A 23,857-nucleotide genomic window follows, 5' to 3' on the forward strand; every position below is an offset into this window, starting at 1 on the left:
GCAGGTGTCGGGTATACTTCGCCTATTATTCACACAGGGGTAAGGGTATGCAGGCGGCACTGTTGCGTCGAGCGGGTTATGCGGCTCTTTTGCTACTGGCAATATTTGCGGTGAGTGGTTGTGGCCAGAAAGGACCGCTGTACCGGGAAGCGCCGCGAGATGTTGTTGTACCAGCGCCCGAAGCGGAAAGACCGCAAGCCAGTGATGATTACCGTCAAGGCGAAGCGACAATGCACTGATTTCCCCACTTTTACCCTGCCCAAGAGTTCAGGAACAGCATGGATTATTTTAACTATCGTAATGGCGAGTTATACGCCGAAGACGTACCTGTTGCCCGGATTGCCGCGCAGTTTGGTACCCCCTCTTATATATACTCCCGCGCTACTTTCGAGCGTCATTATCGTGCTTATGATGATGCCCTGAGTGGGCGTCCGCATTTGGTGTGCTATGCGGTCAAAGCTAACAGCAATCTGGCTGTATTGAATGTGTTGGCCAAACTGGGCGCTGGGTTTGATATCGTCTCTGCCGGCGAGCTCGAACGTGTACTTCGGGCTGGCGGAGAAGCCAGCAAGGTTGTGTTTTCCGGTGTAGGTAAACAAGAGTGGGAAATGAAGCGGGCTTTGGAAGCGGGTGTGCGTTGCTTCAATGTGGAGTCTGATACCGAACTGGATCGCTTGAATAAAGTAGCCGGAGAGCTCGGTGTAAAAGCACCAGTATCACTGAGAGTGAACCCGGATGTGGATGCTGGCACTCACCCGTACATTTCAACCGGGCTGAAGGAAAATAAATTCGGCATTGATATCGCTGAAGCGTCTCAAGTCTATGCCCGTGCTGCCAGCCTGTCGAACCTGGATGTACACGGTGTTGATTGTCATATCGGTTCGCAGTTGACCACAGTGGCGCCCTTCCTGGATGCGTTGGATCGAGTACTGGCACTTATTGATACATTGGCGGAGAAGGGCATCACTATTCGTCATCTGGATATGGGTGGCGGTTTGGGTGTGACCTATGATGATGAGACACCACCAGCACCTGCCGAGTATGTGAAGGCATTGCTGGAAAGAATGGGCGACCGGAAGCTGGAGCTGATTCTGGAGCCTGGACGCTCTATTGCGGCTAACGCCGGAATTCTGCTGACCAAGGTGGAATTCCTGAAATGCACTGAACACAGAAATTTCGCGATTATCGATGCAGCTATGAACGATTTGATTCGTCCTGCACTTTACAGCGCATGGCAAGAAATTGTTCCCGTTCAGCCCCGTAATGATGGTGATGAAAAAGCCTGGGATTTGGTTGGCCCGGTTTGTGAAACCGGTGATTTTCTGGGCAAAGATCGTGCGTTGACCTTGCACGCAGGTGACTTACTGGCGGTTCGCTCAGCCGGTGCCTATGGATTTGTAATGGCCTCAAACTACAACACCCGTAATCGCCCGCCGGAACTGATGGTTGATGGTGATCAGGTGCATGTGGTGCGTCGCCGGGAGACGCTGGAAGACCAGCTCGCTCCGGAAAGTTGTTTGCCCGAATGACAGGGGGGCCAGACATGACTCAATCAAGGCGTGGACAGGGGCCGTTGCTTCGGTTTACCAAAATGCATGGCTTGGGCAATGACTTCATGGTGGTGGATGCCATCAGCCAACAGTTCCGACTGCGCCCGGAGATGATTAGGGAACTGGCGGACCGTAACTTCGGCATTGGCTTCGATCAGCTGCTGGTCGTCGAGCCGCCAGGGTTGCCAGACGTGGATTTTCGTTACCGTATCTTTAATGCCGATGGCTCAGAAGTAGAGCAGTGCGGCAATGGCGCACGCTGTTTCGCCCGGTTTGTTCGGGATCAGCGCCTGACCAACAAACGAGTAATCCGGGTTCAAACCGCCAAAGGTGTGATTGAACTGAAAGTTGGCAAAGACAGCATGGTCATGGTGAACATGGGGGTGCCAGAGCTGAATCCGCCGGCTATTCCGTTTGCCGCCAATTGCCAGAAAAGCGTATACACGGTTGATGTCGATAATCAGACTGTTGAGCTGTCAGCGGTGTCTATGGGCAATCCCCACGGGGTCCTGGTGGTAGATGATGTGGATGCGGCTCCGGTGGCCACATTGGGGCCGTTGCTTGAACGGCATCCCCGTTTTCCGGCCCGGGCTAATATTGGCTTTCTGCAAATAATCGACCGTACCCATGTTCGCCTGCGGGTATTTGAACGGGGTTCTGGTGAAACATTGGCCTGTGGAAGCGGAGCTTGCGCCGCCGTGGTGGCCGGCCGGTTACGGGGCTTACTGGATTCGCGGGTGGAGGTTGAACTGCGTGGCGGTCCTTTGGTGGTTGAATGGCAGGGGGAAGGGACCCCTGTTATGATGGAAGGTCCTGCAACGACAGTCTTCGAAGGCCAGTTGCGGTTGCCGGGCGACACGTCGCCCCGTCGACGGAAAAGCCCAAAAACTCATAAAACCAGGCCCTGACGGTTCAGGAGAACACGATGACAGAACAAACGGCCCGCCAGAAGGCCGGCGAACTCACGCAGGAACAGGTTGCCGAATATCTGCGCGCCAATCCTGATTTTTTTCTCGAGCAAGACGAGCTACTGCGTAGTTTGACGTTGCCTCACGACAGCGGCCGTGCCATTTCTTTGGTTGAGCGGCAGGTGCATTTGTTTCGCGAGCAGAGAGACACTCTGCGTAGCGAAATGATGGAGCTGGTATCGATTGCCCGTCATAACGACCGGCTGTTTGAGAAGAGCAAACGTTTGCTGATGCAGGTGATTGAAGCAAAAAACCTGCAGGATATGGCTTCAGCCATTGATGACAGCATTCGTGGAGACTTCGGTCTGGACGCGGCGTCAATCCTGTTGTTCGGAGATCCCAATAATCTGGGCCAGTCACACGGTGCTCTGCATATTGTGGGTAAAAAGCAGGCCGAAGACCGGTTGGGCGCATTGCTAGAAGGCGATCGTGCCGTGTGTGGACAGTTTCGGGAAAGTGAGCGCGCATTTCTGTTTCCTGACCGGGATGAGCCGATTGCATCGGTAGCGCTGGTGCCGCTTCGCTATGAAGGGCTGGTTGGGGTGTTCGCGGTGGGCAGTTGCCAGCAGGGCTATTTCGATCAGAATATGGGTTCACTGTTCCTGAGCTACATCAGCGATACCCTCAGCCGACTGCTGCCCCCAGTGCTGAAACGTCATGGATCCGGAGCCGGAACCGTTCCAGAGCTTACTGTGGAGAGTGGCCAAGGGTGACCGTGAAAGATTTCAATGGCCAACTGCCAGAGGCGCTTTCTGCTCCTCTGGCGGGATTTTTGAGGCACTTGGAGTCAGAAAAACGTCATTCGCCCCGCACTTGTGAACACTATCTTCGTGATCTACAGCGCCTGGCCGTCTGGCTTGCTGGCAGCGCCAGAGGAGACTGGGCCAGCCTCGCCAGCCATGATGTCCGCCGCTACGTCGCCAGGCTAAGTAAAGATGGCCTGGGCGGCCGGAGCATTGCCCGCCACCTCTCTTCCATACGCCGGTTTTATCAATATTTACTTCGGGAAGGCTTGGCGAAAGACAACCCCGCCCTCGATATCCGAGCCCCCAGAAGTGGCCGCCGCCTGCCCAAGGTAGCCGATGTTGATCAACTGAATCACCTGTTAGAAGCAAACCCGGACGACCCGCTAGAAGTGCGAGATCTGGCGATGTTTGAGCTGATGTATTCCTCCGGCTTGCGATTGTCGGAGCTGGCAGGCCTGAACCTGAACTCGCTGGACCTTGTTGGCCGGGAAGTCCGAGTGTTGGGTAAGGGGAATAAGGAACGGATATTGCCGGTCGGAGGCAGGGCTGCGGTGGCAATAGCTCAGTGGCTGAAATGCCGGCCGGAGTTCGCGTTAGCTGGTGAGCCTGCGGTGTTCGTGAGCCGGCGAGGAGGCCGCCTGAGCGGGCGCAGTATTCAGGCCCGCCTGGCTCGCTGGGGAACGGTCCAGGGTGCCAACCAGCGCCTGCACCCACATATGCTTCGTCATTCTTTTGCGAGCCATATGCTGGAGTCCAGCGGTGACCTGAGGGCCGTTCAGGAACTGTTAGGGCATGCGGACATTGCAACCACGCAGGTCTATACTCATCTAGACTTTCAACATCTTGCCCGGGTTTATGACCAAAGCCACCCCCGAGCTCGTCGTCGGTTAAGTGCCAATCCGCCTCACACTGGCAGCGACCCAGCCGGTCAATAAGGGAACAGTGCATGGCATTGGAAAAGTCTTGGAAAAAGAAATATAAGCAGGCGTTAAAGGAAGCTGAACAGCAAGAGTATCAATGCCAGATACGGCGTGAGTTGCTTGAGAGAATGTTGGTTCGCACCAGTGTGGCCTCAGAAGGCCAGCGGCCAGAACTGGATCGCTTGCTACTTCAGTTGAGAGAGGACCTGCGTCGCCAGACATTCGACGTGGAAGCCTGGAAGCATTTGCAAGACCAGATAGATCGCGAAATAGCGCTGCTGGATGATGGTAAATTGAGGGCATCTAACCATGCTGGTGCCCCAAAGCCTGAGGCCTCGATGGCCGGTCATGTTGGTATCGATATTTCAGACCAGGATAATCGGATGGTGATTGCTCGCCGAGTCGGGCAATTGCTTGGGCAGCTGATTGATAAAGTAGTGCTGGAACCCGCTACCGAAGCGAAAGCCAAGGCTCTGCAACAGTCGCTGCTCTCCAGTACAGACTGGGAGGTTTTGCGGGCGGGACTGAATCATGTGGCAGACCTGGTGATTGAGGCAGTAACCCGCAACCAGCGCGAACTGGAGGCTTTCCTTAAGCGGCTTAATAACCGCCTGGAGGTTTTGCGTGAACACGTTTCAGAGCAGTCGGCCTCACAACTGTCGCGAAAAGATGACACTGCAGCATTGGATAGGGATATCCGTGAGGAATTAAGCCTCGTCACTGAAGATCTTGAAACGAGCCAGGATCTTGAAAGTCTGAAGCAGTCCGTAGGGCAGCGGCTGGATCAGATCGGTCATGTCTTGGGCGAATTCAAGCAAAGGGAAAGTGAGCGGGAAAACCTGATGGCTCAGCAGCTTGAGTCGATGCAGCAGAAAGTGACCGCCCTGGAAACCCACTCTGAAAAGATGCAGGTGCAGATTCGTAAAGAGCGGGCGCGAGCTATGACTGATTTACTGACTCAGCTGCCGAATCGTGAAGCCTGGCAGGAAAGATTGCTTTTCGAATATAGTCGATGGCAGAGATACAGGCATCCGTTGACGATATCAGTGATTGATATTGACCTGTTCAAGCGTGTTAATGACTCTTATGGACATAAAGCCGGTGATCGTGTGTTGCAACTGGTTGCCCGGGAACTGAGAGGGCGCCTAAGAACAACCGATTTCATTGCCCGTTTTGGTGGTGAGGAGTTTGTGGTGTTATTACCAGAAACCGGCATGGAAGAAGCTGTCTCGGTGATGGATGAACTCAGAGGGCATGTCTCTCGACTGCCATTTCATTTTGGCGGACAGCCGGTCACCATCACATTTTCGTCGGGTTTGGCGGAGTTCCGGGAGGGCGATACAGAAGAAGGGGTCTTTGATCGTGCTGACCAAGCGCTCTACCAGGCAAAAAAGGCTGGCCGCAATCAGGTTGCGGCCAGTTAGCACCGAACATCCTTAGAATCGCGAGGATATGCAGTGAAGTATCTCCCCCGGCTGTTATTGTTCCTGATGGTGGGTTTTTCTGCAGTAATCGCCCAGGCGGATCCCCCGCAAGAGTCTCCGGCGCCGGTTTTGGGGCTTGAAGATCTGTTATGGCTGGATGACCTGGATCGTATCCGGATTGGTATCCGTCAAAGTCAGATGCCGTTGATTTTTGATAGCGGTAGCGGCGAACTTGTGGGGATCTGGGCAGACTATCTGGCCCTGCTATCCGATAAGCTCCAGGTGCCGGTTGAGCCGTTCATGATGAAGCAGCAGGACCTTCCCGCCGACCTGGTGCTTACGACTCGGATTCCTGGTTCACCGGTTATTCCCGGGGTGCGACATACGGCACCTCTGATGAGCCTGACATACGGCGTGTTTGTGAACGCTGGTGATGCTGGATTTCGTACACTGGCGGATCTAGAAACCGCGAACCTGGCGATCATCGGTGATGATCCGAACCAGTTTCCGCTTCTGGATCCAGTCGACAATTTCACGCCTCTGCCGGTGGACAGCCTGGGCGAAGCTATCAGTCAGGTTCTGGCGGGTAAAGCCGATGCCTTTCTGGCACCTGTACCCGTAGTTTTTGATTACCTGGAATCAACCATGATCAAAGGCATCGGCCTGGCGGTTCTGCTGGATAACCGGCCTCTGGAAGTGGTTTTTCAGGTTCCGACAAAAAACGAACAGATGTTTCGGGTGGTCGACCGCGCGGTTGTATCGATTAGTCAACAAGAGCACCGGGAGGTCAGGCAATCCTGGCTGCAAGGTGATATGCCAGCTCTTGAAGGGCGGAACGTGGCTCTGACTGCAAAAGAACAGGAATGGCTGGCGCAGCACCCTGACCTCAAGGTGGGGTTACGCAGAGACTGGCCTCCGTTTGAGTTTGAGGCCGATGGCCGCGCCGCAGGGTTGGTCGCCGACTTGATTACCCGGCTGGAAGAAAAGCTGGGTACACGCTTCAAAAAAGAAATTATTGAAACCCGGGCTTCCGCGGAAGACAAGCTCAGAGCGGGTGAAGTGGATATCCTTCCCGGTATGTCCCGTACCCCCCGTACGGAACAGGAATTCCTGTTTACCCGGGCCTATGTAACTGTGCCCATTGCCCTGGCGATACGTGATAGCGGGCGCTTTATCGGTGACCTGCGTGAACTCCGGGATGAAAAAGTGGGGGTGGTTAACCGCCAGGCCAGCCATGACTATCTGCTGATCAATCATCCGGATCTGGACTTGTATCCTCAGAAAACCATCGCGGATGGTCTTCTGGCCCTTTCCAACGGTGACCTTGATGTGATGGTGACCCACATCCCTGCCGTCAGTTACACCGTGGCGCGACTGGGCCTGTCCAACCTGAGAATTACCAGTATCACCCCCTATCAATTCGATCTGCGCCTGGCTGTTAGTAAGTCCAACCCGGAACTTCACCGGATCCTCAACAAGGTTCTTGGTAGTTTGCCGGTGTCGGAAGGGGAAGCGGTATACAACCGCTGGATTCACCTCGATATCGAACAGGATACCGACTATACGGTGGTCCGGCGGATCATCCTGATAGCCATCGTTGTTGTGCTTATTTTTCTGTACTGGAACCGTAAGCTGTCACTGGAAGTGGATGAACGGATCCGTTCAGAGAATGCTCTGCGCCGGAGTGAAGACGAACTCCGGGCTGCGAAACTGGAAGCCGAACGTCTGGCCAGAGAGGCTGAAACGGCGAACCGGGCGAAAAGTGAATTTCTGGCCAATATGTCCCATGAAATCCGAACGCCCATGAATGCGGTGATTGGCTATAGCGACTTGCTTTATAACTCTGTCACAGATCCGCAGCAACGCAATTATCTGAATGCTATTCGTGCAGGTAGCCGAAGTTTGCTGATGCTGATAAATGACATTCTGGACCTGTCTCGGATTGAGGCCGGGAAAATGCGCCTGGACTTCGCTCCAGTCTCTGTTCGCCGATTGCTTAGTGATGTGCGACACATCTTCGATCTACGGGCAACTGAACAGGGTATTGCTCTGGAAGTGAGTGTTGGGGCAGGTTTGCCTTCAGCGATGGTGCTCGATGAAACAAGGCTCCGGCAGGTGTTGTTCAACCTGGTCGGCAATGCAATCAAGTTTACCGAGCAAGGTGAGGTTAAGGTTCGGGTTGTGGCGAAATTGCTGGATGAGCCTGATGAAAGCGATGCTGAGTTACGGTACTACCGTCTGGTTGTTACCGTGTCCGATACTGGAATCGGGATTGCGCCTGACCAGCAGGGCCGTATTTTTGATGCCTTTGAACAGCAGGAAGGCCAGAGTTCCAGGCGCTATGGTGGCACAGGCCTTGGCCTTGCGATCAGCCGTAAGTTGGTGGAAATGATGGGGGGGGAGCTGACACTGAAAAGTGAAGTAGGCGTTGGCTCTACCTTTAAGATCGTGTTGCCTAAGGTCGAGGCCACGGTTGAAGAGGCTGAAGATGAAGGTAGCCCAGAGGAGTCTGAACGCTTGTTAGCTCAGACTATGAGTATGCAGGAACGGGGCTGGTTGCGGGAAAGTCTTGCAAAAGATTTTGGCGATGAATGGCAGGACGTCCGTGAAAGTGGCGATCCCGAAAAAATGAAAGATTTTGCCTTGAGAGTTGTGGAGTGGGGGCAGCGCCACCGGTCACTGTCGGTCACCCGCTACGGTGAAAAATTGTTGGCAGATGTGGATGCGTTTAATCTGGATGCTGTAAATACTGCGCTTGAAACCTTTCCCCGATTATTGGGGCAGCGGTGAAGGCTGCGGTTTACAGGCAATCAAACTGAGACTGGCGATCAAAAGCCACCGACACCATGTCGTACCCGGAATCTGACAAAGATTGAATCAGTTGGGTATCGCCGAATACGGTCATACAGACTTTATGTACACTGGCCTGTAATTTCTGAGGGGGTGGTTGCTGCCCTTTAAAGCGAAAGTCCACCACGAGATATTTTCGGTCAACCGGAGCCAGTTCGGGAATGTCTTCCCGTTCGATGCTTTCATAGCCGATATAGGTTGCTTCGTTGGCTGGAAACACTTGCTGCATCAGTACATCGAGATTCCCCGCCTGCACACTGGTGGCCACAAAGCTGGTTGTCAGAGCACAAAACAGGATCAGTGGTCGGATACGCATGGCTATTCCCGCCGGACAGTTAGATTTCATCTGTAACCAAACGTAAGGATTGGTTACAGAAGATTATTGCAGAGAGTGTCGTTTTTTTCTGCACATAGCAGCGTGATTTTTCAATTGTTTGCAATGCTGAGACGGTTTACGGCCGTTAACGATGAACAGCACGCCACGCAACTGCCGCTGGATGAGTTTTCGGCTATGATGACAGCAGACCTATCCTGAAAAGAAAAATGAGGTAACGCCATGTTCCAGCTTGTATTCAAGGGCGAATGCACAACAGGCACAGATCTGGAAACCGCCCGCACCAACGCTCGGGCATTGTTCAAAGCCAGCGTGGAGCAGCTGGATCGCATGTTCAGCGGCCAGCCGGTGGTTATCCGAAACAAATTGCAGCAAGAACAAGCGGATAAGTATCAGGCCGTGCTCCGAAAGCACGGTATGGTGGCTTATGTTCAGCCGATGGCAGGTATGGCAGCCGGGCCTGACGCACAGAAGACCAGGCCTGCCGCCCAGACTGCCCCTGAGCACAGGCCTGTGCCGGAAGCTGCTACAAAAACGGGTAAAGCTCCGGAAGTAGAACCCGGCGATCGCTTACCCGTTGCCGGAGAAAAAGTGGATGACATACTTGCAGGTTCTGAGCTGAGCCTCGACCCTGTTGGCGTTACTCTGGTCGAGCATCAGGAAGCGGAAGCGCCGATGTTCGAACACCTGGATGAGTGGAGCCTGGCTCCCCCTGGCTCTGATTTGGGTGTTGAACGAAACCTGCCACCGCCGGTTGTGCCGGATGTCTCTCATCTCTCGCTGGCTGATGATGAGAAACACAAGTAATCCTGCGTCTGTCTATTTGATCGCACTCCCAAGAGTATTCGCCTTATTGACAGCACTGGCACTCTTCGGAGGCGCACCCGTACTTGGCGCTGCCCAGGAGCTTCGTCCAAAAGTTGGCCTGGTGCTAAGTGGTGGCGGAGCTAAAGGTATGGCTCATGTGGGGGTGCTCAGGGTACTGGAAGAAATGCGAGTGCCAGTGGATGTGGTGGTCGGTACCAGTGCCGGTTCGGCGGTTGCCGCTTTGTATGCGTCGGGTATGCCCGTTGATGAAATCGAGCGGCGTTTTATAGATCTGGACTGGCTGGCCAGTTTTCGTGATGATCCGGGACGTGTCTACAAACCTGTGCGGCGAAAGCAATCTGACTGGCGCTTACCGATTGCTCCGGGCCTGGGCGTCAGTGATGAAGGCATTCGTCTTGGTGGTGGTCTGGTCACCGGACAAAATCTGGGTTTTATCCTGAATGAGCTTACTCGCAATGCTGCGCTGGTAGATGATTTTGACCAGTTAGCCATACCATTTCGGGCGGTCGCCACGGACCTTGAAACGGGTGTGGAGGTGGTCCTCAAAAGCGGTAACCTGGCGGAAGCTATTCGTGCCAGCATGAGTATACCGGGTGTCTATGCTCCGGTGGAGCGTGGCGGCCGTTTACTGGTAGATGGTGGTGTCGCCAACAACCTGCCAGTAAGCGTGGCCCGGGATATGGGGGCTGAGATTATCATCGCGGTGGATATCACGGACCCCTTGTTAAAAACGGAACAGATAAAAGAAGCTTTCTCTGTTGTTGGCCAGCTGACGACTTTGTTGACCCGCCGGAACACGGAAGACCAGCTTGCCCTGCTCACCGATAGTGACGTTCTTATTCAGCCTGACCTCGAAGGTTACGGCTCCGCCGATTTTTATGATGGTCTGGTACTTTTTGAGCTGGGCGCCACCGCAGCCCGTGAACATGCAGTGGAACTGAATCGCCTGGCTGTGTCGACCGAGGAATGGCTCAGTTTTCGTGCTGGCATAGAGCAGAATAGCCAGCCGCCGGGTCTGGTGGCGAGAGTTGAGTTCACTGAGGGCCGACGCCTGGCCAATGACTTTCTTAAAAAGCGTATACGCCAGAAAGAGGGTGAAAAGCTGGATGTCGACCAGCTCGAATCAGACCTGAAACGCATATACGGTCTTGGATATTACGAAACCGTGTCATGGTCTTTGTTGCCGTCAGACCAAGGCCCTGTTTTGAAAATTCAGACCCGTGAAAAAAGCTGGGGCCCTAACTACCTGTCCTTTGGCCTGAATTATGAAGACAACCTGGATGGTGATACGCGCTTCAATCTGGCTTCCGGAGTTCGGGTGACCGAGTTGAACCGCCTGGGTGCTGAGTGGCATACCGGTCTGCAGTTAGGAACGCAGCCCTGGGTTCGCAGCCAGTGGTACCAGCCTCTTGGCTATGGTTACGATCGGTTTGCCGTGTTTGGCGTGGAGTATCAGCGCGATGATTACAGTGTTTACGAAGATGGTCAGCGTATTTCTGAGGTGGATGTAACGCTTCGTCAGTTCGACGCAGCCATAGGTATGGAGCTGGGAGGTAATGGTGAAGTACGGTTTGGTTATGTGCGGGGCGTTGTACGGGTCGATGACGAAGTCGGCGTGCAGGTTGCTCCCAAGGGAAGTATTAATCAGGGCTATGTCACTGCGCAGTTAGTGCACGATTCTCTGAGTGATGCTTTCTATCCAAAATCAGGTGCTTTTGCAGGTATTCGCGGCCGCTTCGAGCGTGAAGGGCTTGGTTCAGATCGAGACTTTGACGCGGTTACCGGGATGCTGTTGGGTACTGCCAGCTGGAGCCGGTTTAACGTAACCGGATTGTTGTTTGCCCACCAGGTGGTGCGCGGTGAATCCGGTATTGAAAACGCAGCCAGGCTAGGTGGTTTCCGGAGACTTTCAGCTTTCGCTCCGGGCGAACTGAGTGGTAATGACTCGGCTCTGGCTGCAGCCTATGCTCGCAGGGAGTTCGGGGGGCCGGTCTTGCCCTGGTTTGCCGGGGTTGGCGTAGAGGCGGGGAATGCATGGGAAAGCATGGATGATGCCCGGTGGGCTAACCTGGTGCGGTCCTGGAGCGTGTTTGGTGGTCTGGATACCTTCCTTGGCCCTGTGCAATTGTCGGTTGCTTACAACAACAAAGACAACTGGACGGCTTATATGAATATCGGTTTTTCGTTTACTCAGTTGTTTTACTGATCAAGTGCGGAAAGCACCTGCTGACATTGCTGGATGGCGTATCGGTGAAGAATGTCCGCCAGCGCTTGCTCGTCGCGAGCGCGAATGATATGAATAGACTGCTTCATGTGTGCCAGATTATCTTCAAGTACCTGTTTGCCTCCTTGGCGAAAAGCGACAAAAGCGCAGCGCTTTGCTGATGGCCAAAGATCCTCTATGGCTGAGACAATAAAGTAATTATCAGCGTAAACCAGCGATGCTTTGGTGTATTCAATACCCACTTCAAGAAACGCCATAAGGTCGTTCTTTTCATAGCAACTCTGCATCTGTTCGTGCAGGGACTCCAGTCTTTCCATGTCTTCTGGCTGCCACTGTCGGGCAAGCTTTTGTCCGGTGTGGGTCAGGTATAATTCCAGTGTTTCATAAAGGCTATTGACGAAGTGCTCGTCCAGAGGGGTTACGAAAGCGCCTTTGCGAGGTACGTTCTGCACCAGATGTCGCTTTTCCAGTAACAGCAGACCTTCACGTATGGACCCGTGGCTGACATTCAGTTCTTTCGCCATAGTGCTTTCGTAAATACGCTCGCCAGAACGAAGCTGTCCGAAAGCGATCAGGTTCTCGATGTGGCGGGCAACCTGCTCCGTCAGGGTCTCTTTGGGCTTGAATGCGTTCATGGTTTTTCAGTAACTGCGTAGACTGTTTCCGGAGGGACATGGTCGCACAAGCTCTAACGGAGAGCCAGCTCAAAGGAGGGGGGCCAGGAGCCTGACGGTGTGGCACCACAGCCGGAACAGTAGCGACCGGTTCTGATAGTCGCTCTCAGTCATCAGCCGGCAATGTCTCAGGTCGTCTTTCAACATAGTATCGACCTCCTGAATGAAGCGGGCGCTGGTGTTGATGGCGGTAATCTCAAAGTTCAAACGCATAGAGCGGTTGTCCAGATTTGCGGTACCAACGGCGGCATAGCGATCATCCACCAGAACAACCTTCTGGTGCATGAACCCGGGTTGGTACTGGTAGATGCCAATACCGGTCTGGCTAGCGTGTATAAGGTAAGAGTATGCCGCAACCCGAATCAGCGGGCTGTCGGATTTCTCCGGAATCAGGATGCGTACGTCTACGCCCCGTAATGCCGCCAATTGAAGAGCGTTCATGATCTGGAAATCGGGAACGAAGTAGGGGGAAGCAATCCACACCCGGCTGCGGGCGTTGTTGATGCTGTTCAGGAAGAACAGCGTGCACGTTTCCCAGGTATCCGCCGGTCCGGTCGGTAATATCAATACTTTCTCTTCGCCTGGTGGAGTTGAAACGGGCGACCAATTCAAATCGGGGTGGATGTCACTTGCCCAGTTCCAGTCTTCCAGCCAGGCTAGTTGCAGGCCGGTTACTGCGGGGCCTTCGATACGGCAGTGCGTGTCACGCCACGGTTCCTGGTCCATGGCGGTACCCAAGTACTCATCGCCTAGATTGATTCCTCCTACGAAACCGATGCGACCGTCACATACGAGTAGTTTTCGGTGGTTGCGGAAATTGATCTGGAAACGTCGCCGGCGAATGTTGCCCTTGCCGAACGAAGCAACATGTGCCCCGGCATCAGCCAATTCGTTCAGCCATCGTTTGGACAGGGTCAGGCTGCCGATATCGTCGTACAGAAGCCAGACGTCCACTCCCTGGGCCAGCTTTTGCTCCAGAATTGATTTAATGCGGTTGCCGACTTTGTCGGAACGAACGATGTAGAACTCAAGCAGGATATAGTGTGTGGCGTCTTCCATAGCCTGGAATAACGCTTCAAAAGTGGCTGCACCATCTTTAAGCAGAGTGCAGGCATTGCCACTGGTAAAGGGCTGGCGGCTTAATTTACAGAGCACTTGCAGCTCGTCGCCGAAATTTTCCTGGTCTGGAGCCGGAATGGAGGTGGTCTGGCCCTCGAACTGATCGAGCAGGCTGCTAAGAGCCTTGTTACCCATGCGCCGTGCTTTGGTGTAGCCGCCAAAACGGTAGCGGCCGAATAGTACAAACAGAGGTACGGCAATATAGGGCAGGGCAATGAGAGAAATGATCCAGGCGATAGCACCCTGGGTGGTGCGGTAGGTTAATAGAATCCGGTAAATACAGGCTAGCGCTGACATGTACAGCAGTGTGAGTGGGATGGCAAATAGCGTAAATGTATCGCTGTTCATTAATGGCGTTCCTTGCGTTCCGCTCTGAATTGGGCGGGTGCAGCTCCGGTCCAGCGCTTGAAGGCTCGACTGAAAGCGCTCAATTCCGAAAATCCCAGCAAAAAGGCAATTTCGCTCAGGGCGTATTGATCATCGGCGACGTAACGCAGAGCCTTGTCTTTGCGAACCTGTTCCACCAAATCCTGAAAGTTCAGCCCTTCTTTCTTTAGCCGCCGATACAGCGTCTGGCGGCTCATGTGGCACTGGCGGGCGAGAGTGTCGGCATCAATTTTGTCGGTCGCCATTTGCCGGGAAATCAGCCTGCGTACTTTCCGGCTGAAAGAGCGGCGAGTGTGCAGTCGGGCCAGAACGGCATTGACCTGTTTCAACACCGCTGAGTAAACGTATGGGTTCCGGTGGGGGATAGGGTGGCTCAGATGACGGCTGGAGAACGCCATACGGGTGATGCCACAACCAAACATCACCTGCCCGCCGAACAGTTTTTGATATTCCTTCGCGTACACGGGTTCTGGGTGGGCGATTTCAACCCAGTCGGCGGTAATGCCCCGGTGAATGAAATGCCGGGTTCGGCATAAAGCCGCAGCCAGAGTCCGGTCCATATCCAGGCGGGAGTAATCGTCAGGATTATCGGGTTGCCAGGTCAGAATGGCTTGCTCGGGAGTCTGCTCAAAACTCAAGGTTACGGACTCGTTTATCAGCCGGTGCAGGCGCACGTATTGGGTGACGGCTTCACCGAGCGTGTCACAATTGAAGAAAACATGACCCACCAGCCCCATGCGTTCAGGGTCAATGATTTGTCCTGCGTGCAGGCCAACCCCGGGGTCGCCGGTAATATGTTCAACAAGATCCCATAGCCGGTAGTGCGTTGACGCAGGTATACGAAGGTCTGGGTCATTGAGTGTGTTGAGATCCAGGCCGGTGACTCTTTCTATGCGGTCAGAGTCTAATAACCCACGGGTGTCCAGATAGTGCACAAGCGCGAGTGTGCTTGAGGCAGCAACATGGGGCGTTTGTGCTTGTTTTGCTGGGACATCCGTCATTGCCTGAGCCTGGTTTCTCTTGGTTATGCTTGATTTTGGCACAAAATGTCAAGTGAATGGCACGGGGTGTCAACGGTCATCCACACCTTAGACGATAGCATGTGTGGTATCAGGTTGTAGTAACCGAAAGGTCATAGCAGGAGAGGTTGTATGAAACAGGAAATCTTTGTGCCCCATAGTCAGATCGAACGTGAAAATATTATTGCCCTTGCAGAGTACCTTGGAAGTATTTTCTACGGCTAAGTTATCAGGCGTAATGACTGCGATGTTCTAGCCGGGCTGAATGCCCGGTTTTTTTTGACCGGATTTCAGCCCCTAATGTCCTATTGCGTCACCTTCTTTCGGTGGTAGTGTATTCGGCTTCATTGTTTAAGCCGGAGGCTACCCGTATATGAGCGTCGAATTGAATCACCGGATATCCGGACAAGGAGAGCCGTTGATTTTGTTGCACGGCCTGTTTGGTTCTCTGGAAAATCTGGGAGGGATCGCCCGCAGACTGGAAGATAGCTGGCAGATTCACGCGCTGGATCAGCGCAATCATGGCAGTTCCCCCCATACCAGTGAGATGAATTATCCCGCGATGGCTGCTGATGTGGTGGCTTATATGGATAGCAAAGGCATTGATAAAGCCTCTGTTCTGGGTCATTCCATGGGCGGCAAAGTCGCCATGCAGGTGGCGCTGAGCTATCCTGAACGAGTGCAGTCTATTATTGTTGCAGATATTGCGCCCGTCACCTATCCGCCAAGGCACGACGCCATTCTCGAAGGCATGAAAAAACTGGACCTTCATGGTGTGGCATCACGCAATGCAGCGGATGCCCGCCTGGCTGAGTATGTCGAAATAGTCGGGGTACGCCAGTTTTTACTCAAGAATCTTGAACGTATTCCCGAAGGCGAAAGAACTCAGGACGATTTGATGTTCCGTTGGCGTTTGAACCTGCCCGTTATAGATGCTGCATACAGGAATCTGGCTGCGGCTCCTGAAGGTAGTGGCCCTTATGAAGGTAAGGTGTTGTTCATTAAAGGTGCTGACTCAGCCTACATACAGGATAAACATCAGAACACCATCCGTACCCTGTTTCCTGGTGCAGAACTGAAGGTTATTGAAGGTACCGGGCACTGGCTGCATGCTGAGAAAGCCGACACTTTCGCTGCGCTGTGCCGCAGGTTTCTGGAACGGTAACCGTAAAACCGAATGGTCAGAGTCCGATATCCACTCTGGTGCCCGAGACCAGTGAATGTCTGCTAAGGTTATCGAACTTTGATTTCGCTCCTGCGAATCCTGAAGTTCAGACATAAAAACAATGGTTGGGCGTGCATCATGAAGTGGTTGATAGCTGGTTTGCTGGTTTTGTTCTTATTGTCCGGTGGCGTTTTACTGGCGCCATCACCGGTAGATAGCTTGGCCTGGGAAGCGCCAGAGGCGCCACCGATGACAGGGGTTCTGGCGCCGAATGAGTATTTACGGCAATCAGATCTTCTTGCTTTGGGACAAGTGTATGGGCCAGAGGATACTACGGTTGATGCCAACGGCATACTTTATACCGGTACTCAGGATGGCAAGATAATCCGAGTCTTCCCCGATGGCCAGGTAGATAACTGGCTGGAGACTGGCGGCCGGCCACTGGGGTTGGTGGTGGATGACCGAGATACCTTGCTGGTGGCTGACGCCGCAAAGGGGCTTCTGTCGATCTCAGCGGCAGGGGATGTAACGATACTCACCCGTGAGGCGGGCGGTACGCCGTTCCGCTTTACCGATGATGTTGTGGTTGCACCAGATGGCCGTATTTATTTCACCGATGCCAGCTCACGCTTCAGTCAGCAAGATTACCTTCTGGATCTTCTGGAAATGCGCCCTCACGGGCGTCTGCTCAGGTACAACCCCAAAACCCGGAAAACAGAAGTGCTTTTGCGCGACCTGTATTTCCCCAATGGCGTTGCTGTTTCGCCGCAGGGTGATTATGTTTTGCTCAACGAAACCTGGAAATACCGTATCCTGAAATACTGGATTACCGGACCCAAAGCCGGCAGGTCGGAAGTCTTCGCCAGCAACTTGCCGGGCTTTCCTGATAACCTGGCGGTAGATGATCAGGGCCGATACTGGGTGGCTTTTCCTACGTTGCGAAATGGCCAGGTGGATAGCATGCATCGTACGCCCTGGCTCAAGAACCTGGTTGCAAAGCTACCCGATGGGCTGAAGCCTCAACCTGAAGAATACGGCCTTGTTGTTGCTTTCGATGACACTGGGAAAATGCTCGTGAGCCTGCATGACCCTAAAGGCACACACCTGAAAGAGATCACTTCTGTAAACCCTCATGGTGGGTTCTTGTACTTTGGTTCACTTCACAATGACCGAATTGGCAGGCTACCGTTGCAAGCCATTCCCGGTATAGGAGAAGAGCCATGAGCGAATCGCCAGCCTTCGTTTGGGATCTGCCAAATCCGTTTACTCTGGATATCACTGTTCGCCCGGACGATACAGATCGTCTTGGGCATGCCAATAATGTGGTGTATGTGCGTTGGCTGGAAGATGTTAGCTGGGCTCATATTGAGAGCCTCGGTATGACGTGGGCCTTGCATGAACAAACCGGCAAAGCCATGGCGATTACCCGTACAGAAGTGGATTACCTGGCCTCAGCCAATGCTGGTGATGAGCTTGTTTTAGGCACTTGGCTAACGGATTGGGACGGCCGCTTTCGCTCTGCCCGCCAATTTCAGTTAGTTCGGAGAATTGACGGGAAAACGCTGCTCAGAGGGCTTTCTACTCATGCTTGCGTTGATCTGAAGAGTCAGCGGCCAGCCCGTGCTCCGAAGGAGTTTGCTGAAATTTTGTCGGGTGCCAGAGTTTCGGGTGGCCGGGGTCTTGGTGGCTGAAGCCAGACTCTGGAATTTCTGCTAACCTGACGCTGAAAGACACTGCCTTTTGGGCGCCGATACACTACTGTGTGGAAATTCCTATGGAACCCTCAGAATTAACGGAAGCCTCGACCATGCGACAAGTGGTCTATGACCGGTTTGGCGACAGTGATGTATTACAGGTCACCGAATGTCCGGTTCCTGTGCCCGGAGACGGTGAGGTTCTTATTCGCGTTCACGGTGCGGGGCTTAATCCCATTGACTGGAAAACCCGCCGGGGTATGGGGTTTGTCGCAAGCCAGTTGGAAAATAAACTGCCCTGGAGTCCCGGGTACGATGCTGCGGGTGAAGTTGTGGAGGTGGCAGATGATGTCACGACCCTCGCCCCGGGAGATCGTGTCATGGGCATGATTGGTTTCCCCACCTCTGGCGGAGCCAATGCACAGTTTGCTATTGCCAGGGCTGATGAGCTGGCGATTGTGCCGGCAGAGCTTGATTTGCTCTCGGCTGCAGGGGTCCCTCTGGCAGCATTAACCGCCTGGCAGGCTTTATTTGAAGTGGCCCGGCTGAAGTCTGGACAGAAAGTTCTGATACATGCTGGCGCAGGAGGCGTAGGTCACTTTGCGGTTCAGTTTGCGCTGGCCGAAGGCGCGCATGTTATTGCAACAGCTTCCGCACGGAACCGGGACTTCCTGTCGGAACTTGGTGTTCATGAGGTGATTGATTACAACACTGTGGATGTCGCTGAAGAATGTTTCGGACTGGATGTGGTGTTGGATCTGGTGGGCGGTGAAGCCGGGAAACGCTCCCTGAAGACGCTCTCGGATACTGGCGTGTTAGTCACCATCCCGACTGTAACCGCGGACGAAGTGGTGAGTGCGGCCGAGGCTTTGGGAGTCCGGGCTCACGGCATGCGCACCCGGCCTGATGTGTTCCATCTGGAAGAAATCGCTGAGTTGATTGAAGATGGCGATATTCGCGTACACATAGACCAAGTGTTTCCGCTGGAGCAGGCTGGAGAAGCCCATGATCTGCTGGAAGCGGGGCACGTCCGGGGCAAGCTGGTGCTCGATTGCCGTTAACTGACCCCGGCTTTGATCTTTTAATTGGTTGAGGCGTTGGCATCTTCCTGACTGCTGGCGCCGTTTTCTCGCTCTTTCCTCTCTTTTTGGGGCTGTGGCGGTACAAGACTAATGAGTACCCAGTCGTTGTCCGGTTCGAGAGTTTCCATATCTTTCACCGGATAGATGTGTTCCTTGCTATCGATAACGAACAGGACAAGCGCCTGCTGTTGGTATTGCTCCAGAAACTGCTCGTAGCTGAACTCTTCACTTAATTGGGTCGTCTTTACGCTATAACCCTGGCTGACCAGGCTGGCGAGCTTGGCGTAGCTTACACCGTCGAAGACGCCACGTGTGTTCTGCACCTTGCTGGCAGTCTGCAATCTGGCTTTCTGATCCTGGTCACCTTCCATCAAGCCAAACACAGAATCGTCGCCGAACCAGTCCATAAAGTGGTACGTGGCCAAGCTGTTCATCTGCTTGTAGGGCGAAAGAATCAACAAATTGCCTATCCCGTTCAGATCCATGTGGGTGGCTGCATGCTCAGAGGCGGGGTTACCAAAGTATACCGGCAAGTTTTCCATTCGAGCCTGACGTACGTTTTCCCAGTTGGTGTCTGACAGAACAATGGGGATATCGTGTTTTTTTAGCGATTGGCCAATCAGCCGGGCTATCGGGTTGGCGCCAAGAATAAGGAAACCGTGCGCGGGCGGCTCTTTCACGCCGAGAAACTCAGCCATTGGGCGAGCCGTCAGGCTTTGCAGTGTTACGGTTGCGATAATCAACATGAATACCAGCGGCACCAACGCTTCGGCACCGTCATATCCCAGCCGCTCAAGTTGGAACGCAAAGAGTGCGGAAACGGCTGCCGCGACAATACCTCTCGGTGCAATCCAGCTCAGGTACAGCTTTTCTCGCAGACTCAGGGATGTGCCAACGGCCGACAGGAAAATGCTGATGGGGCGGGCGATGAATATAAGGCACGCCAGCACGGCGATCAGGCCCCAGCCAAGATCCGCTATGGCTGCAAATTCAACCCGTGCGGCCAGAATGATGAACAAGGCTGAGATCAGCAGAACACTCAGAGATTCCTTAAACTCCAGAATGCTATCAACGGGCACCTGTTTCATGTTGGCCATCCAGATGCCCATGACGGTTACTGTTAACAGGCCAGACTCGTGGGCCATCTCATTGGATATAGCATAAACACCGAGCATGAAGGTTAGTGTGCCTGCGTTATGCAGGTATTGGGGAAGCCAGTGTTTCCGTAGCGCAAGGCCGTTCAGGTAGCCAGCAGCAGCACCAATAAGGAAACCCACCAGAAGGGTTTTCCCGAAAATATAAAGCGAGTGGCCGAAGACATTGCCCTGGCCCCACGACACGATGCCTTCAAAAAACAGCACCGCCAGCAGTGCTCCCACGGGATCAATGATGATGCCTTCCCAGCGAAGAATATTGGAAAGTTTGGCTGTTGGCCGCACGGCTCTTAACAGTGGAGCTATAACGGTAGGGCCCGTTACGACTGAGATGGCGCCAAACAATAATGCGACCTCCCAGGAAACACCCAGAACCCAGTGCGCTGAAAGGGTGCCAATGGTGCAGGTGACCAGTGAGCCCACTGGAATCAGGTTTCGCACCATATTGCCGTGGTCTTTAATCTCTTCGTAACGCAGAGTCAGGCTGCCTTCAAACAGAATGATGGCTACTGCCAGAGAGACCAGAGGAAACAGCAGGTCGCCAAACACCTCGGCCGGTTGCAGAAAACCGAGCATTGGCCCTGCAATAATGCCCCCCGCCAACAGGAACAGGATCGCTGGCATGCGTAGTCGCCATGCCAGCCATTGGCAAAACAACGAGGTAACGCCGATACCGGCGAGAATCAGAGCTGTGCTTGCGGCCATAAGGGCTTCCAGTTGATTAAATTAGAGGTTGGCCCGGCGGGCTATTCGGTTCAGTAGCCTGGAGGCTGCAAAAAAACCGAAACTGGCAGTGACAGGACTGGCGGCACCAAAACCGGAGGCGCAATCAAGCCGGACCGGGCCTTCAGTGGCTGGTTTTTGGTGGCAGACCTCGCCATCAGGAGCCGGGTAGGTCAGCTGTTCCAGTGAGTATACTGCCTCGATGCCAAAACGCCGCTTCGGATTGCGAGAAAAGTTATATTCCCGACGCAGCATATTACGAACCTTGGCCAGCAAAGGGTCCTGAGTGGTTTTGCTGAGGTCTGCGACTTGAATCTGGGTCGGGTCCATCTGGCCACCGGCCCCGCCCGCACAAACAATGGGGATCTTCCGCCGATGACAGTGTGCAATCAGTGCAGCCTTGGCTTTTACGCTGTCGATGGCGTCCACCACGCCGGTCATGTCACCGGTAATCAGTTCCTCCACATTTTTGGTGGTCAGAAATCCAAAGTGTACTCTGATGTCTGCATGGGGATTAATTGCTCGCAAGCGTTCTGCCATAGCATCGGTTTTGGTCTGGCCATAGTGGCCCTGTAATGCGTGCAATTGACGGTTAGTGTTGGAGACACAGATGTCATCCATATCGATCAGGGTCAGGGCTCCGATACCGCTTCGTGCCAGTGACTCAGCAGCCCAGGAACCAACTCCGCCGAGGCCCACAATAGCAATATGGGCGTCTCTGAAGGCCGCCAGAGCTTTGCGGCCATAGAGTCGTTCGATACCGCCGAAACGGAAGTTGTAGTCGTCGGTTTGTGGCGTGTTTCCTGCCATGGAGGCTTCCCGATAGGCAAAGAGTTCAATAACGGTTCGGGGACGATTGTACAGCAGCCTGGCAACCAGCGGCCATGTAGAGCAGGAATAAAAAGCGGACTCATTTGAGTCCGCTTGATGGGTTGCTTCCGCTTGTTGCGGATTAGGAGTTACTTGGTCTCAGTTAAGATTACGAGCCCGAGTTCATCCGGATTGCCCTTGGTTGGGGCCCAGCGCAGTGCAAACAATCCGATAGTGGCGTCTGCATTGAAGAACCCGTCCAGAGTTGTCGAACCGTCAGTATCACTGATGGTTACTGTTGTTGCACCGTTAGGCTCGATACTGACGAAGGCGTTTGCGTCTTCAACGGAATCGGTTGACACGGATAACTGGCCGGCCAGGCCAGCTTTCTCAATTTCCAGAATATTTCCATTGACCGTGCCTTCGGTTTCACTGCTCATCTCGAGAAAGGTATTGAACTTACTGCTGGAGAGCAGAAAACGTTCCTGGTTACCCAGGGCCATGGAAACAAGCTGCATTCTGTATTGTTTACCGGCCACGCTGGGTGCACCATCGGCGGCCAGTTTGGTCATCAGGGTCAGATCAGCTTCAGAATAACTGTCAAACTCGCCATCGCCGCCCCAAATGGCAATGAAATCTCCCTCGTCGTTAATAAATCCATCTGCGGGTTCGTCACTGATTTCTGTGATATCGCCGGAGCTATTGATTACGAGTGTTCCGGAGCTCGCCGGGTCGGTAAGTGGGGTGTAGTCGGGGCCGGTAGCGGAGAGGCTGATCTCGTGTCCGTGGCCTTCGCTAACCTCTGTATAGTCAAAGCTACCATCGCCTGGAAAGGTCAGTGTGTTCACCTCGGTTGTAAGGCGCAGTTCTCCGTCGTTGATGCCAGAGGCGATATAAACCCGACCGAACTCCCCAGACAGGTCGCTGTCCTTAAAGTTCGTGGGTAGCCGCGCAAAGATCTCAAATGATCGAGAAACTTCATCGCCCAGCTTTTGATCCGGATCGACGGCATCTGGTTCGTCATCGCCGTTGGTATCGATCACCGCATAGCGAACACTGGCTTCATTTGGTTGATTGATAAACAAACCTCGCTCACCAGCCTGCACGAGACTGTAGGTTTGTGCTGGCCAGCGCCATCCGGTATCGTCATCGATCTCTTCCTCAAACTCGCCCTCAACGGCAAGAATGCCGGATTGCGTGAGTCTGCCGCTAAAGGTCTCGTCAATATCTTCTTCGAATTCTGCCACATGATTCAGCCATGGTGCGTTGGCTATGGATGTTCCACTCATGCTGCCATAGACAGTATCTTCGTACCCAAGAGTAATGTTGACAATATTCTCGCCGCCGTCCTCGAATCGGAAACCGTTAGTCCACAGGTCGTGAGCATAGGTGCCGGGATCGTTGTTATCGGAATCGTGCAGTTGCAGGGCAAAGGCGACACTGCGGTATTCACCAGTGATTGTTCCAGCCTCGCCTTTGCCTCCGGCAACCACGGCGACCTCATTTTCCACGAAATCGCCAATCTCACGTTCCAGGGTGTCGAACATTTCGTCCAGATTTGCGCCGGCCGTCATGTCAAACTCTTCCACCCTTCCACTAAGTTTGACCACATCCGTGACAATCAACTGATCGAGATCCGCACCTGTTTCAATAAATTTGCGAAGTACGAACTCAGAGACTGGGCTGATATCAACGTTTTTCTCGACAACTTGTGCACGTAGTTGTTGGTTGTTCCTCCCGGTAATGCGAACGATCAGGTTACCGGCAAGATTAACGTTCTCAGGGAGCGTCAGAGTGTAATCGCCGGTGACTGAGGTAGTGGTGCTTGTGAGAACATCACCGATCTGGGTACCTTCGTCATCGACCCGAATCAGCTCTACTTTGGCGCCTTCAATGGGCTCGAGTCCGGTGATGGCTGCAGCCACTGGTGATACAACAAAGTTAAGCGCAATGTCGAAAACGGTTGGTTGCACAAGGCTGGCAATCACGCCGCCAGGAGCACTTGCGGTGCCTGAAATCGTTTCTCCTGAGGGTGCACTGCTACCACTGCTGTTACTGCATCCGGTGATGGCCACCGTAGAGGATACGGCCAGCGCTAGAGCCAGTTTTTTTAGATGATTCATAACAACTCCTTGGTTCAATGAAATGACCGGTTCGCTGCATGAATCCGGCCCCGCCCGAAGGCC

Annotated in this window: 20 protein-coding genes; 13 read left to right on the top strand and 7 right to left on the bottom strand. The window is 53.7% G+C overall.

Annotated elements, in window-relative coordinates:
- The first annotated feature begins 47 nt into the window (after window positions 1-47).
- The 7 genes from ABYA77_RS06050 (at window position 48) to ABYA77_RS06080 (ending at window position 8,398) form a co-directional block, all read left to right on the top strand.
- Window positions 48-239: an LPS translocon maturation chaperone LptM gene (locus ABYA77_RS06050; RefSeq protein WP_372965056.1), complete on the top strand. Its 192-nt coding sequence runs from the start codon at window positions 48-50 to the stop codon at window positions 237-239.
- Between the two features lie 39 nt (window positions 240-278).
- Window positions 279-1,529, top strand: a complete 1,251-nt coding sequence (gene lysA, locus ABYA77_RS06055) for a diaminopimelate decarboxylase (RefSeq protein ID WP_372965057.1) — start codon at window positions 279-281, stop codon at window positions 1,527-1,529.
- Between the two features lie 14 nt (window positions 1,530-1,543).
- Window positions 1,544-2,458, top strand: a complete 915-nt coding sequence (gene dapF / locus ABYA77_RS06060; protein WP_372965058.1) for a diaminopimelate epimerase — start codon at window positions 1,544-1,546, stop codon at window positions 2,456-2,458.
- A gap of 17 nt (window positions 2,459-2,475) precedes the next feature.
- Window positions 2,476-3,231, top strand: a complete 756-nt coding sequence (locus ABYA77_RS06065; protein ID WP_372965059.1) for a DUF484 family protein — start codon at window positions 2,476-2,478, stop codon at window positions 3,229-3,231.
- Complete coding sequence (gene xerC / locus ABYA77_RS06070) at window positions 3,228-4,199, top strand: tyrosine recombinase XerC (protein WP_372965060.1); 972 nt, start codon at window positions 3,228-3,230, stop codon at window positions 4,197-4,199. Before ABYA77_RS06065 ends, xerC begins: the two co-directional genes overlap by 4 nt.
- 11 nt (window positions 4,200-4,210) lie before the next feature.
- A complete protein-coding gene (locus ABYA77_RS06075) occupies window positions 4,211-5,608 on the top strand; it encodes a GGDEF domain-containing protein (RefSeq protein ID WP_372965061.1) in 1,398 nt (465 codons plus the stop codon).
- A 66-nt stretch (window positions 5,609-5,674) separates the two neighbouring features.
- The gene (locus tag ABYA77_RS06080; protein ID WP_372965096.1) at window positions 5,675-8,398 is read left to right on the top strand and encodes an ATP-binding protein; all 2,724 of its coding nucleotides are present in this window, start codon (window positions 5,675-5,677) and stop codon (window positions 8,396-8,398) included.
- A gap of 10 nt (window positions 8,399-8,408) precedes the next feature.
- Here the strand turns inward: ABYA77_RS06080 and ABYA77_RS06085 are convergent, their stop codons facing one another.
- The gene (locus tag ABYA77_RS06085) at window positions 8,409-8,774 is read right to left on the bottom strand and encodes a hypothetical protein (RefSeq protein ID WP_372965062.1); all 366 of its coding nucleotides are present in this window, start codon (window positions 8,772-8,774) and stop codon (window positions 8,409-8,411) included.
- A 240-nt stretch (window positions 8,775-9,014) separates the two neighbouring features.
- Here ABYA77_RS06085 and ABYA77_RS06090 point away from each other — a divergent pair, with 240 nt between their 5' ends.
- Together ABYA77_RS06090 and ABYA77_RS06095 are read left to right on the top strand one after the other, a co-directional pair.
- A complete protein-coding gene (locus ABYA77_RS06090; protein WP_372965063.1) occupies window positions 9,015-9,599 on the top strand; it encodes a hypothetical protein in 585 nt (194 codons plus the stop codon).
- Window positions 9,556-11,826 (top strand): patatin-like phospholipase family protein, encoded by a 2,271-nt coding sequence (locus ABYA77_RS06095; RefSeq protein ID WP_372965064.1) that lies wholly within the window; start codon window positions 9,556-9,558, stop codon window positions 11,824-11,826. The genes ABYA77_RS06090 and ABYA77_RS06095 overlap by 44 nt, the downstream gene beginning before the upstream one ends.
- Here ABYA77_RS06095 and ABYA77_RS06100 read toward each other — a convergent pair.
- The 3 genes from ABYA77_RS06100 to ABYA77_RS06110 all read right to left on the bottom strand — a co-directional run bounded on the left by ABYA77_RS06100 (window position 11,820) and on the right by ABYA77_RS06110 (window position 15,025).
- Window positions 11,820-12,479, bottom strand: coding sequence for a GntR family transcriptional regulator (locus tag ABYA77_RS06100; RefSeq protein ID WP_372965065.1), 660 nt, complete (start codon window positions 12,477-12,479; stop codon window positions 11,820-11,822). The two genes, ABYA77_RS06095 and ABYA77_RS06100, sit on opposite strands and share 7 nt — an antisense overlap.
- A 69-nt stretch (window positions 12,480-12,548) precedes the next feature.
- The gene (gene cls / locus ABYA77_RS06105) at window positions 12,549-13,985 is read right to left on the bottom strand and encodes a cardiolipin synthase (RefSeq protein WP_372965066.1); all 1,437 of its coding nucleotides are present in this window, start codon (window positions 13,983-13,985) and stop codon (window positions 12,549-12,551) included.
- A complete protein-coding gene (locus tag ABYA77_RS06110; RefSeq protein ID WP_372965067.1) occupies window positions 13,985-15,025 on the bottom strand; it encodes an AraC family transcriptional regulator in 1,041 nt (346 codons plus the stop codon). Before ABYA77_RS06110 ends, cls begins: the two co-directional genes overlap by 1 nt.
- Window positions 15,026-15,416: 391 nt before the next feature.
- On the opposite strand from ABYA77_RS06110, the gene ABYA77_RS06115 reads away from it, so the two are divergent.
- The 4 genes from ABYA77_RS06115 (at window position 15,417) to ABYA77_RS06130 (ending at window position 18,963) form a co-directional block, all read left to right on the top strand.
- Entirely contained in the window at window positions 15,417-16,208 is a 792-nt protein-coding gene (locus ABYA77_RS06115) for an alpha/beta fold hydrolase (protein ID WP_372965068.1), read from the top strand.
- Between the two features lie 138 nt (window positions 16,209-16,346).
- The gene (locus ABYA77_RS06120) at window positions 16,347-17,432 is read left to right on the top strand and encodes an SMP-30/gluconolactonase/LRE family protein (RefSeq protein ID WP_372965069.1); all 1,086 of its coding nucleotides are present in this window, start codon (window positions 16,347-16,349) and stop codon (window positions 17,430-17,432) included.
- Window positions 17,429-17,899, top strand: coding sequence for an acyl-CoA thioesterase (locus tag ABYA77_RS06125; protein ID WP_372965070.1), 471 nt, complete (start codon window positions 17,429-17,431; stop codon window positions 17,897-17,899). Before ABYA77_RS06120 ends, ABYA77_RS06125 begins: the two co-directional genes overlap by 4 nt.
- A gap of 83 nt (window positions 17,900-17,982) precedes the next feature.
- Window positions 17,983-18,963 carry an NADP-dependent oxidoreductase gene (locus tag ABYA77_RS06130; protein ID WP_372965071.1) on the top strand — a complete coding sequence of 327 codons (981 nt, stop codon included), beginning with the start codon at window positions 17,983-17,985 and terminating at the stop codon, window positions 18,961-18,963.
- A gap of 20 nt (window positions 18,964-18,983) precedes the next feature.
- Here ABYA77_RS06130 and ABYA77_RS06135 read toward each other — a convergent pair whose 3' ends face one another.
- The 3 genes from ABYA77_RS06135 to ABYA77_RS06145 all read right to left on the bottom strand — a co-directional run bounded on the left by ABYA77_RS06135 (window position 18,984) and on the right by ABYA77_RS06145 (window position 23,794).
- On the bottom strand, window positions 18,984-20,843 hold the full coding sequence (locus ABYA77_RS06135) for a cation:proton antiporter (RefSeq protein WP_372965072.1): 1,860 nt from the start codon (window positions 20,841-20,843) through the stop codon (window positions 18,984-18,986).
- A gap of 21 nt (window positions 20,844-20,864) precedes the next feature.
- Window positions 20,865-21,671, bottom strand: coding sequence for a tRNA cyclic N6-threonylcarbamoyladenosine(37) synthase TcdA (gene tcdA / locus ABYA77_RS06140; protein ID WP_372965073.1), 807 nt, complete (start codon window positions 21,669-21,671; stop codon window positions 20,865-20,867).
- A 149-nt stretch (window positions 21,672-21,820) separates the two neighbouring features.
- A complete protein-coding gene (locus ABYA77_RS06145) occupies window positions 21,821-23,794 on the bottom strand; it encodes a hypothetical protein (protein WP_372965074.1) in 1,974 nt (657 codons plus the stop codon).
- Window positions 23,795-23,857 lie beyond the last annotated feature (63 nt).

Origin of the sequence: Marinobacter sp. (assembly GCF_041595835.1) — a bacterium.
GTDB lineage: Bacteria > Pseudomonadota > Gammaproteobacteria > Pseudomonadales > Oleiphilaceae > Marinobacter.